We start from the raw sequence: 11523 nt of genomic DNA, 5'->3' as shown, positions 1-11523 counted from the left end.
TCTATTCCCTGACTTGAGGCAAATAATTCATGGCGCAGCAAAGGGCCAGCGGGATCCACAGGCCCGCGTCGACGAAGGTGTCCTGGTTCAGGAAGCTGAAGCCCAAGGCGGCGGCGCTGGCCAGGCGGAAATAGCGGTGAAAGTCATCATGGGGCGGGCCCCGGAACAGCTGGCGCCAGAAGAAGACGATAAACAGGGTGAAGCCCACCACCCCGGTTTCCGACAGCAGGCGCAGGAACAGGTTCTTGGCGTTGCCTTTCTCCGGCGAATTGGGGTCCAGCCAGCCGATGCCCTCCTTCGCCCCCTGGGTGAAGAGCTGGGTGGCGAAGGCCCAATCGGGGGCGTAGTCGCCGAAATAGCGGTAGTTGTTGCCCAGCGACACGCCGAAGGCGGGATGGTCCAGCCAGGTCAGGCCGGCGGCCTCCGCCGCGGCGAAGCGGCCGGCCAGCGCCAGGGCGTCGGTGACGCCGGTGGCCAAATCCCCGCCGGCGATGCTGTTGAGGTCGGCGGATTCGGTCAGGTAGGCCACCGGCCCCATGACATAAGTGGCGCCGGCCCCGGCCCCCAGGCCGCTCATGGCCACCACCGCGCCGCCCCCGGCGACCAGAACGCCCAGGAAGGTGGCCGCCGCCAGGATGCGGCCCCGCAGGGCGGCCAGGAAGACGCTGAGCCCCAGCATGGCGACGATGCAGGCGAGGCCGAAGCGGGAACCGGAGAACAACAGGCCGCCGATGGCGATGGCGAAGCCACCGGCCAGGCGCAGGGCATGGCCGGGCAGGGCGGGCAGCCCGACGCCTTCCTGCCGGGCCATGGCGCGGGCGAGGAGGGCGGGGATCAGCAACACGATGATCTGGGTGGCCAGCCACGACGGCTCGAACGTCATGCCCTGCGCGCGGCTCACCAGCCCGTCATAGCGCACCGCGATCAGGTCGGTCACCGCCTGGACGATGCGCAGCAACTCGCCATGCTGGGCCATGGCGACCACCTGCACCCCCGCGAAGGCGATGGAGGCGCCCATGCCGATGAACAGGAAGCGCAGGGTCATGCGGATGTCGGCGACGTCGCGGATCTGCAACCGGGCCACGACGTAAAAGGCCAGGCCCACGCCCCAGGTCAGCAGGGCGCGGATGAAACTATCCAGCGGAGTCTGGCCCTTGAAGGCGTCCGGCGGCTGGACCATGACCACGACCAGGCCGCTGACGACGATGTAAAGGGTGAACAGGGCCAGCGCCGCGAAGCCGTCGGGGGCCAGGCGCGGCCGCTGTCCCAGCGCCAGCAGACGGTAGGCGGCCAGGATCAGCAACAGGGCGGCCGGCACGATGGCCAGGGGCCGGGCCAGCGTGCCGTTGCCGAAGGGCAGCAGCGGCGTGGCTGAGACCGGCACGCACAGTAACAGGGCCTGCCACAGCCGCCGCTCGATGGGCTGGAGCGGATCGGTCGTCATGATGCCGCCAGGGCGGGCCGCGCCGCCGTCAAGGGCCGCAGGCGCAGCAGATAGATGAAACCCACGGCCGCCCGGAGCGCGCCGGCGCCCGCCGAGGCGACACAGGCGCCGCTGAGGCCGAAGCGCCAGGTGAGCCAGCTGCCCAGCGTCAGGCCGAACAGGGCGGGATACAGCTGCATGCGGAAGACGGCGCCGCTGGCGCGGTACCCCCGCAGCGCGGCGCTGAACAAGGTGGCCGCCAGGAAGCAGGCGTAGGCCAGCGCCAGCAGGCGCAGTTCGCCCGGATGGCCGGCATAGGCGCTGTCGCGGCCGTAGAACATCCGCGCCGCCCAGCCGGGCACCGCGCAGATCACCAGGAACAGGGGGCCCACCAGCCCGGCCGCGACCAGGCCCCGCCGGCCCACCAGGCGCAGCAGGTCGGGAAAGCTCAAGGTGTCGCGGGCGCGCGCCACCTCCGGCACCAGGACGTTCTCCATGCCGAAGATGACGGGGCTGGCGACGGCCACGACATTGGCCAGCGCCACCAGAGCGGCGGCGGCGCCCGCGTCGTCATGCCAGGCCAGCAGCCACAGGAACCATTGGGTGGACAGGGCCGCCAGCAGGTTGGCGCCCAACACCGGTGCGCCCAGGCGCCAATGGTCCGGGATCTCGGCCCGTAGGCCCTGGGCGGCTGTCGGCCAAGCCGTGTCCGGGCGCAGCGCCACGGGCAGGGCTGCCAGGGCCGAGGCGGCGGCGACCAGCAGGAAGACGCCGCCGATGTCCAGGCGTGCGCGCAGGGCCCACACCGCCACCAGCGGCCCCAGATAGCGCAGCGCGTCCAGCGCGATCAGGGGACCGTGGCGGCCGTCGGCCAGCAGGCCGCGCCGTACCACCTCCTGCATCTGCCAGCAGACCAGCGCGGCCCCGGCGGCGGGCAGCAGCCAGAGATGGCCGACACTGGCCGTTGCCACGCCCAGCAGGGGCAGGAAGGCCAGGGCGCATAGGGGCGTCAGCAGTAGGGCCACGGCCAGCGGCCCGCTCCCGGCCGAGGTGCGCACCGACAGAGGGTAGGTCACCAATGCCTGGTGCAGGGTGTTCAGCACCAGGATGAAGGACAGCACCACGGAATAGGCGCCGTAGTCCGTGGCCGGCAAGGCCCGGGCCAGCGTCACGTTCAGCGCGAAATTGCCGAAGCTGACAATGGCCTGATCGGCCAGCCCGCCGGCAAGTCCCAGCCCCGTCCTTTTCACTGATGCACCCAATGCGGTGAAGACCTTCGAAGTGGGGGCAGAGTGGTCCGGGCGGGGCTCGCGGGAAAGCACTATATTTTTCCGCGATTGGGGAATATCGGCCCGCCGCCATCCGTCGTTCTGCCAGGTTTCAGGCGATTGGGGGCGATGACAGTGGGCGTGGATACTCCGGATTTGGCATGGGCCGGCCGCACCGATACCGCCTGGGTGCCGCGCGGCCAGCAGGGGGACGGCCTGGGCCTGTTCCTGGGCCGCCTGCGCCGCCACTGGTTTCTGGCCGCCTTCCTGTTCCTGACCAGCGTCGGCGCCTCCGCGGCGGCGGCCTTCCTGCTGCCGTCCTACTGGCGGATCGAGGTGCTGGTGATGCCGGTGTCCAAGAGCGGCGCCGGCTTCGGCAACCTGGACCTGGGCAGCGCGTCCGGCTTGCTGGGCGGCCTGGGTGGGTTGGGCGGTGTCGCCGGCCTGCTGGGTAAGTCTTCCTCCTCCAACGAGGATGAGGCCATGGCCGTCCTGGGCTCGCGCGAGCTGTTCGACACCTATGCCACCCAGCAGGACCTGCTGCCCATCCTGTTCGCCAGCAAGTGGGACGCGGCGGCCAGGCGATGGAAGGTGCCGGCGGACGAGGCGCCGACCCTGCGCCGGGGTTTCAAGCTGTTCAACCGCAGCATCCGCGACATCACGCTGGACCGGCGCAGCGGCATCGTCACCCTGGCCATCACCTGGAAGGACCGCGACCTGGCGGTGCGCTGGGCGCGCGACCTGATCGCCCTGACCAACGCCCAGCTGCGCGACAGGGCCCTGGCCGACGCCAACCGCAACCTGGCTTACCTGCGCACCGCCATGGCCAACGCGCAGAAGGAGGGCAACAGCAACGCCCTGAATGCCGCCCTGGTCAGCGCCTATGAGCGCACGCTGCAGAACTACATGTACGCCACCGGCCAGGTGGAATTCGCCTTCCGCATCATCGACCCGCCCACCGTGCCCGACGTGCGCGAGCGGGTGTGGCCCAACCGGCCCTTGTTCCTGGCCCTGGGCGTGATCCTGGGCGCCCTGCTGGCCGCCGGCGCGGCGCATCTGCGCGGCCGTGTGGTGGAGCGGCGCTGACATCATGCGCGCGTCCAAGATCGCCATCCTGGTCCCCAGCCACAACGGCGGCGTCCTGCTGGCCGAGACGGTGGCCTCCGCCGCGCAGGCGGGCTTGCCGCCCGACAGTTATGAGATCGTGGTGTGCGACAACGCCTCCACGGACGGCAGCGCTGACGCCCTGCCGGCCCGGGACGCGCGGGGCGCCCCCATCACCGTGCGCCGCAACGCCCACAATCTGGGCCGGGTGGGGAACTGGAACCGCGCTGTGGAGACGGCGGAGGAGATGGGCTTCGGTTTCGCCCTGTTCCTGATGGTGGGCGACCTGGTGCACGGGCTGGGCGTGCTGAGCTTGCGCGATCGCATGGTGGCGGCGGGCGCCTGCCTGGGCATCGCCAGTTATGAGATCGTGGATGAGGCGCTGCGGCCCCGGCGCGTGGCGCGGCGCATCCTCTGGCGGGGGGCGGGCCGGGTGGCGGCGCGCGACTTCCTGGCCCAGTCGCTGGCCACCGGCGCCATGCTGTACGGCCCCCTGGGTGCCAACCTTTATTGGATCGGCGGCGGCGCGCGCTTGCGCTTCGACCCTTCGGACGAAAGCCACACCGACCAGCTCGCGACCGCCGTCTTCACCCGCGTGGCCGGGGGCGGCGTGGTCTATCTGGACCAGCCCATCTCCCGCTGGCGGGCGCGGCCCGGCCGCTTCCACAGCGGCATGGAACCCCAGGGGCGGCTGGCCAGCGACGTGCGGGTCATGGAGTGGGCCTGCCAAGCCGCCCAGGTCCCGCCCGATTATCCCAAGATCCGGGCCAGCCTGCTGCTGCGCGGCGCCTGGCTGACCCGGGGCGACCTCAAGGCCGCCTGGGCCTGGTCCGGCACCCTGGTGCCGGCCGCCCCGTCCTGGACCTGGCTGTTCCGCCTGCTGTGCCGGCAGGCGTTCCACAAGACACCCTGGCTGGTGAAGGCCTGAAACGATGATGAAAAGGAATGGGGCGACGATGAGGTCAGGCCGGAAATGGGCGCGCCACGCCTTGCTGTTGGCGGCGCTGGCCTCCAGCGTGGCGCCGGGCTTGGCGCAGGCACAGGGGCTGTCGCAACTGCTGGGCGGTGGCAATGGCAACGACCTGACGGGCGACCTGCTGCGAACGGTGCAGCAGCGCCTGACCGGCCAGTCCACGATACCTTCGCTGCAGCCCGACGTGCAGGTTCAGAACCCGCCCACCTACGGACCGCAGGCGCAAAGCACCCCATTCAACGGCCCGCCCTCGGCCATCGAGCGGTTGATGAGCGCGCGCGCCGGCCAGCCCATCCGCCAGTACGGGTATGAGGTCTTCGGCCGGGGCGCTCCGGTGGTGGTCCGGCAAAGCGGCGCCCTGCAGGACAGCTATATCCTGGGCGAGGGGGATGAGATCGTGCTGACCCTGCGCGGCCAGCAGAACGCCAGCTATCGCACCCGGGTGGACCGTGACGGCCGGGTGGTGTTTCCCGGCCTGCCGCCCATCGCTGGGGCCGGGCGCTCCTTCGGCGGCTTCCGGGAGGACCTGGAGGATGCCGCCGGCCGCGCCCTGACGGGGACGGAGGCGCTGGTGTCCGTGGGGGCCGTGCGCCAGATCGCCGTGCGCGTGACGGGCGAGGTCAACGCCCCCGGCCTGTTCAGCCTGTCGGGCCTGGCGACCGCCATGGACGCGCTGTCCCTGGCCGGCGGCATCAAGAACACCGGCTCCCTGCGCGACGTGCAGGTGGTGCGCGGTGGGCGCAGTTACCGTCTGGACCTCTACACCCTGCTGATGGGCGACGCCGCCGGCCACGACATCCCGCTGGCCGAGGGCGACCGCATCGTCGTGCCGCTGCAGACCAGCGCCGTGGCCGTGGTTGGCCAGGTGAAGCGCCCGGCCATCTACGAGCTGCCCGCCGGCCAGCAGGCGAGCCCCTTGTCATCCCTGATGGCCATGGCCGGCGGGACGGAGGTGCGCGGCAGCTATCGCTATTCCATCCTGCGCACGCGGGAGGATGGCAAGCGCGAGATGGTGCAGGTCGGCGCCGGCGGCAGCGCCACGGTGCGCGACGGCGACGTGGTGTTCGTGGCGCCCACGGCCGACATCTCGCTGGCCAAGGTGGAACTGCGCGGCGCCACCACGCTGAACGGCAGCTATCCCCTGGAAACCGTACGGTCCCTGCGTGGCCTGCTGGCGTCCAGCGACATGTTCACGCCCACGGTGGGGCGGCCCTTGCCCTATCTGCTGGCCGACGCCGTCATCCGGCTGGACCCGGCGACCCTGCAGCGCACGGTGATCCCCTTCGCCGTTTCCGACGTGCTGGAGGGCAAGGCCGACGTGGCGCTGCAATCCAACGACGTCGTCTACATCACCAACGTGGCGGAGATGCGCTACATCGCCCACAAGGCGGGTGACCTGCAGCGCAACCCGACCCGCAAGGTGAACGATCATCCCGACCCGGTGGCGCCGCCGCCGTTGGCCGACCCCAATGCCGCCTTGCAGGCGCAGGCGGCGGCCTTGCCGCCCGGCCTGGCGGCGGACCCGCGTGTGGCGCAGCTGGCGGCCCTGCAAGGCATCCAGCTGCCGGCCGGCCAGCCGGGCGGGGCCGGGCAGGGTGCTGCCCTGCTGGCCGCCAACCCGGCCTATGCCGCCTACGCCGCCAACCAGCTGGGCCAGCAGAATCCGGCGCTACAGGACCAGGGCCCGCCCAAGCCGGAGGAAGAGCGGCTGAACCCCGGCATTGTGGCGCCGCCGGATATCCTCACCGCCCAGGACGGCAGCACCGCCCGGGCGGACGACGACCAGGACCAGACGGTAGCGCTGCCCGCCGGCGCCGGGCCCCTGGGTGCCGGCCCCTTGGGCGCCAGCCAACTGGGCGTCAGCCAGGCCCAGCATTCACGGCGGCCACCGCTGCGCCTGTTCGTGGGCCTGGACGACGACACCCGCCGCCTGCTGGTGGGCACGCTGACCAACTACCACGTCACGGTGGTGGGTGAGGTCAACAGCCCCGGCGACTTCCTCGTCATGCCCGGCGCCACGCTGGACAAGCTGGTGCAGGCGGCGGGCGGCCTGACGCCCAAGGTGGATCTGCACGCCTTCGAGGTCACCTCCGCCGACATCGACAACGCGTCCGGCCTGTCGCGCACTGCGCGCCACAGCTATGGCCTGCCGGTGGCCCAGTTCGCCCAGGTGGCGCTGAAGCCCTTCGACCGGGTGCGCTTCAATCCCGTCTTCTCCGACCGCGACACGGGCGACGTCACGTTATCGGGTGAGGTCAAGTTCCCCGGTGGGTATGAGATCTTGCGCGGGGAGCATCTGTCGTCCGTGCTGGCGCGGGCCGGCGGCTTCACGGACGCCGCCTATCCGGCCGGCGTGGTGTTCCTGCGGCAGTCGGTGGCGGAATCCCAGCGCGACACCCTGCAGAAGGAGGCGGACGCGCTGGAGCGCCAAATCATCTCCATCGTCGGCAATGTCAGCGGCAAGGTGCAGGTGACGGATGGGGAGATCGCCTACGTCACCCAGATGATCGGCCGCCTGCGCCAGGGCATCGGCCCCGCCAGCGGCCGCGTGGCGGTGCATGTCGACCCGCGTGAGATCGCTGCCCATCCGGAATTGGACCTGGTGATGGAACCAGGCGACCAGTTGGTCGTGCCGCGCCAGCCCAGCGCCGTGGTGGTGTCGGGTGAGGTCATGGCCCCGGGCGGCATCCAGTTCCGCAGCGACCGCAGCGTGGACGATTACATCGCCATGGCCGGCGGCATGACGGAAATCGCGGACGACGACCATGTCTTCGTGGTTCAGCCCGATGGTTCCGCCATCCAGGTGGACGGCGGGGGATGGCTGTCGGCCGCGCCTAAGCTGGCGCCAGGCTCCGTCATCGTCGTGCCGCGCAAGCTGCGCCACTTCACCTGGGACAGCATCCTGATGGACATCATCCAGGTCACCAGCCAACTGGCCATCACCGGCGCCTCGTTGGCCGTGATCTCGAAGTAAGCCAGCAGGGAATAAAGGGTCCCCGGTTTCCGTCCTTGGGTTAAGGGGCGGGCCGAGGGCCCGTTCCATTCTTTCTCCGCGATGGGATGGCGGATGCCTCGCATACTAGTCGGCAGTGTCTATTTCCTGCGCCTGGACCCGGCGCGGTGGGCGGAACACCAGCCGTTCCCGCCGCTGGGCACCCTCTATGCCGCCGGTACGCTGCGGGCGGCCGGGCATGAGGTGCACTTCTTCGACGCCATGATCGCCCAGGCCGTCGCCGACTGGTCGGCGCGGGTGGCGCAGCTGCGGCCGGACATCGCCGTCCTTTATGACGACAATTTCAATTACCTGTCCAAGATGTGCCTGTCGGCCATGCGGCTGGCGGCGCTGGAGATGATCGCCGCCGCCACGGCCATGGGGGCCAAGGTCGTCATCTGCAGCGCCGACGCCGCCGACCATCCCGACCTCTACCTCGACGCCGGTGCCGGCGCCGTCATCGTGGGTGAGGGGGAGTTGACCTTGGCGGAGCTGACGGCCGCCTGGCGCGATGGTGCCGATGACCTGTCCGCCGTCAAAGGTCTGGCGTGGCGCGAGGGTGGGCGAACCGTGCGCAATCCCAGGCGGGAGGTGCTGCGCGACCTGGACGCCCTGCCGACGCCGGCCTGGGAATTGGTGGACATGGACGCCTACCGCCAGGTCTGGCACCAGCACCACGGCTTCTTCGCCCTGAACCTGGTGACCTCGCGTGGTTGCCCCTATTCCTGCAATTGGTGTGCGAAACCCATTTGGGGCCAGGGCTACGCCGTGCGCGGTGCTCGGCAGGTGGCAGAGGAACTGGCGCGCCTGGTCTGCCTGGCATCCCCCGACTACATCTGGTTCATGGACGACATCATGGGGCTGAAGCCCCGATGGTGGCGCGACTTCGCCGCCGCCATTGAGGAACTGGGCGTCAAGGTGCCGTTCAAATGCCTCAGCCGCGCCGACCTGGTGCTGCGCGAGGGGGCGGTGGACGACCTGAAGCGCGCCGGCTGCGATATCGTCTGGCTGGGGGCGGAGTCAGGCAGCCAGAAGATCCTGGACGCCATGGACAAGGACCTCTCGACCGGGGAGATCGCGGAGGCGACGGCGCGGCTGAAGGCCGCCGGCATCCGCGTCGGCCACTTCCTGCAGTTCGGCTACCCGGGTGAGGGCATGGCGGAGATCGGCCAGACCCTGGCCATGCTGCGCGCCACCCGGCCGGATGAGATGGGCATTTCCGTCTCCTACCCCCTGCCGGGGACGGTGTTCTATGACCGGGTGCGGAGCCAGTTGCGGGACAAGCGGCATTGGGACGTGTCGTCCGACATGGCCATGCTGTACCGGGGGCCCTACACCACCGCCTTTTACCGCCACCTGCACAGCTATGTGCATCGCGACTTCCGCGTGCGTCGCGCGGTGGCGCAGTTGCGTGACGCCCTGCTGGGCAAGGGGCAGGGCGGCGATCATCTGCGGGCACTGGCCTTCGTCGCCTATTGCGGCGTGGCCATCCCGCTGTCCTGGGCGCGGCTGCAGCTGCTGCGCCTGATGCCCCATCCGGCTGCCCCCCGGACGATGACCGCGGGCAGGGCGGTGCCGTGACCGATATCCTGCTCACCCACGGCTATTTCCTGATGGCGGATCCGGCGGAGCGGGCGGTGATGAAGCCCTATCCGCCGCTGGGCCTGCTCTACATCTCCTCCCACCTCAAGGCCCAGGGCTTCGGGGTGGAGGTGATGGACACCACCTTCATGGACATGGCCGCCGCCCAGGCCACCCTGGCCCGGCAGCGGCCGACGGTCGTTGGCATCTACGTCAATCTCATGACGCGCGGCAACGCCCTGCGCCTGGCGGCAGCGGCCAAGGCGGCGGGCGCCACGGTCATTTTCGGGGGGCCGGAACCGGCCAACTACGCCGAGGAATACCTGGCGCGTGGTGGCGACATCGTCGTGTCGGGGGAGGGGGAGCTGACCCTGGCGGAGCTGATTCCCCATCTGGCCCGCCACGGCCTGACGGAACTGGACCAGGTTCACGGCATCGCCTATCGCGATGAGGAGGGCGGCGTGCGCCGCACCCCGGCGCGCAAGCAGATCGCCGACCTGGACGCCCAGCCCTTTCCCGACCGGGGCGCCATTGACCTGGAGCGTTATCTGCGGACCTGGAAGACGCACCACGGCGTGCGCTCCGTCTCCCTCATCGTGGCGCGGGGCTGCCCCTACACCTGCAACTGGTGCAGCCATTCCGTTTTCGGCCACAGCCACCGCCGCCGGTCCGCCCAGAACGTGGCGGATGAGATCGAGTTCATCCGCGACACCTATGCACCTGACCAGCTGTGGTTCGCCGACGACGTCTTCACCATCAATCAGAAATGGCTGGAACAGTTCGCGGCCGAAATGAAGCGCCGGGGCCTGCGCTATCCCTTCGAGACCATCACCCGCGAGGACCGGTTGAACGAGCGGGTGGCCGACCTGCTGGCGGAACTGGGTTGCTACCGCATCTGGATCGGCGCGGAAAGCGGCTCACAACGCATCCTGGACGCCATGCAGCGCCGGACCAACGCGGTGCGCATGCGGGACATGATCGCCCTGGTGCAGGACCGGGGCATTCGCGCCGGCACCTTCATCATGCTGGGCTACGATGGCGAGACCTGGGAGGACATTGACGAGACGGCGCGCCACCTGCGCCTGTCCGCGCCCGATGACGTGCTGACCACCATCAGCTATCCCATCAAGGGCACCCCCTATTACGAAAAGGTCGCGGATCGCATCGCCGGCGGCGGCGCCTGGCAGGAGAGCAGCGACCGCGCCCTGACCGTGGTGGGGCGCAAGTCCCGCCGTTTCTATCGCCATGCCCAGCACTGGCTGGCGGCGGAAAGCCGCCTGGGCCGGCTGGAGGCCGCCCCCCGGCGCGACCTGCTGCGGCATGCCAAGGCGCGCGCCTCCTCGGCGCTCAGCCGCCTTGCCATGTATGCCACCCGACATGAGGTGGAACATGGCTGAGGCCCTGTTGCAGCCGGCGGCCTTCGACCGCTTCGCCGACGATTACGACGCCGGCTTCGCCCACAGCATTCCCGGCCGCTGGCTGCGCCACGCCGTGTGGCGGCAGGTGGGCGCCCACCTCCGGCCCGGCATGCGCGCCCTGGACCTGGGCTGTGGCACTGGGGAGGACGCGCTGTGGCTGGCCCATGCCGGCGCCCAGGTGACGGCGGCCGACGGCTCCCCCGCCATGCTGCGGGTGACCGCCGACAAGGCGGCGCGTCTGGGCATGGCCGACAGGGTCGCCATCCGGCAAGTCGATCTCAACGCCCCCGGTGATCTGGGCGGCCCTTACGATTTGGTCCTGTCCAACTTCGGTGCCTTGAACTGCGCCATGGAGCTGACGCCCCTGGTCCAGGCCCTGCGCCGCGCTGTGGCGCCGGGCGGGGTGGTGGCGGTGGTGGTCATGGGCCGCTTCTGCGCGTGGGAGACGCTGTGGCATGGCGCGCGGTTCAGCCGCACGGCCGTGCGCCGCTGGTCCGGCCGTTCCTCCGCGCGCATCGGCGACGCCACCATCCCCATCCGCTATTGGACGCCGGGTGACATCGCCCGCGCCTTCACCCCGGCCTTCGAGGCGCTGTCCGTCCATCCGGTGGGTGTGTTCCTGCCGCCCTCCGACTTTTTCGCCAGCCTGGTGCGCCATCCGCGCCGCCTGACCCGTCTGATGCGCTGGGAGATGCGGGTGGGCGACCGCGCGGCCCTGGCCGGACTGGCCGACCATCATCTGACCCTGCTGCGGCATGTTTAAG

Annotated in this window: 8 protein-coding genes; 6 read left to right on the top strand and 2 right to left on the bottom strand. The window is 70.3% G+C overall.

Going from position 1 to position 11523, the window contains the following annotated elements; genetic code table 11:
• Position 1 precedes the first annotated feature (1 nt).
• Both UAA55_RS00305 and UAA55_RS00300 read right to left on the bottom strand, forming a co-directional pair.
• Positions 2 to 1444, bottom strand: coding sequence for a hypothetical protein (locus UAA55_RS00305; protein ID WP_322950678.1), 1443 nt, complete (start codon positions 1442 to 1444; stop codon positions 2 to 4).
• Complete coding sequence (locus UAA55_RS00300) at positions 1441 to 2673, bottom strand: lipopolysaccharide biosynthesis protein (protein WP_322950677.1); 1233 nt, start codon at positions 2671 to 2673, stop codon at positions 1441 to 1443. Before UAA55_RS00300 ends, UAA55_RS00305 begins: the two co-directional genes overlap by 4 nt.
• A 147-nt stretch (positions 2674 to 2820) precedes the next feature.
• Here UAA55_RS00300 and UAA55_RS00295 point away from each other — a divergent pair, with 147 nt between their 5' ends.
• From UAA55_RS00295 to UAA55_RS00270, 6 genes are all read left to right on the top strand, one after another.
• Positions 2821 to 3777, top strand: coding sequence for a GumC domain-containing protein (locus tag UAA55_RS00295; protein ID WP_322950676.1), 957 nt, complete (start codon positions 2821 to 2823; stop codon positions 3775 to 3777).
• Between the two features lie 4 nt (positions 3778 to 3781).
• Entirely contained in the window at positions 3782 to 4723 is a 942-nt protein-coding gene (locus tag UAA55_RS00290) for a glycosyltransferase family 2 protein (RefSeq protein WP_322950675.1), read from the top strand.
• Positions 4724 to 4751: 28 nt separating this feature from the next.
• A complete protein-coding gene (locus UAA55_RS00285; protein WP_322950674.1) occupies positions 4752 to 7742 on the top strand; it encodes an SLBB domain-containing protein in 2991 nt (996 codons plus the stop codon).
• Between the two features lie 93 nt (positions 7743 to 7835).
• On the top strand, positions 7836 to 9341 hold the full coding sequence (locus UAA55_RS00280; protein ID WP_322950673.1) for a B12-binding domain-containing radical SAM protein: 1506 nt from the start codon (positions 7836 to 7838) through the stop codon (positions 9339 to 9341).
• Complete coding sequence (locus tag UAA55_RS00275; RefSeq protein ID WP_322950672.1) at positions 9338 to 10738, top strand: B12-binding domain-containing radical SAM protein; 1401 nt, start codon at positions 9338 to 9340, stop codon at positions 10736 to 10738. The genes UAA55_RS00280 and UAA55_RS00275 overlap by 4 nt, the downstream gene beginning before the upstream one ends.
• Entirely contained in the window at positions 10731 to 11522 is a 792-nt protein-coding gene (locus UAA55_RS00270) for an SAM-dependent methyltransferase (RefSeq protein ID WP_322950671.1), read from the top strand. Before UAA55_RS00275 ends, UAA55_RS00270 begins: the two co-directional genes overlap by 8 nt.
• Position 11523: the final 1 nt, after the last annotated feature.

Origin of the sequence: Nitrospirillum guanabarense, from assembly GCF_034653355.1 — a bacterium.
In the GTDB taxonomy this organism is placed as follows: Bacteria; Pseudomonadota; Alphaproteobacteria; order Azospirillales; family Azospirillaceae; genus Nitrospirillum.
Note: the sequence above shows the minus strand (reverse complement) of the source record. Positions and strands in the feature narration are given on the sequence as shown.

Coding starts and splice junctions, on each gene's coding strand:
- UAA55_RS00280 (WP_322950673.1), top strand. CDS start 7,836: ATGCCTCGCATACTAGTCGGCAGTGTCTATTTCCTGCGCCTGGACCCG.
- UAA55_RS00270 (WP_322950671.1), top strand. CDS start 10,731: ATGGCTGAGGCCCTGTTGCAGCCGGCGGCCTTCGACCGCTTCGCCGAC.
- UAA55_RS00295 (WP_322950676.1), top strand. CDS start 2,821: ATGACAGTGGGCGTGGATACTCCGGATTTGGCATGGGCCGGCCGCACC.
- UAA55_RS00285 (WP_322950674.1), top strand. CDS start 4,752: ATGAGGTCAGGCCGGAAATGGGCGCGCCACGCCTTGCTGTTGGCGGCG.
- UAA55_RS00305 (WP_322950678.1), bottom strand. CDS start 1,444: ATGACGACCGATCCGCTCCAGCCCATCGAGCGGCGGCTGTGGCAGGCC.
- UAA55_RS00290 (WP_322950675.1), top strand. CDS start 3,782: ATGCGCGCGTCCAAGATCGCCATCCTGGTCCCCAGCCACAACGGCGGC.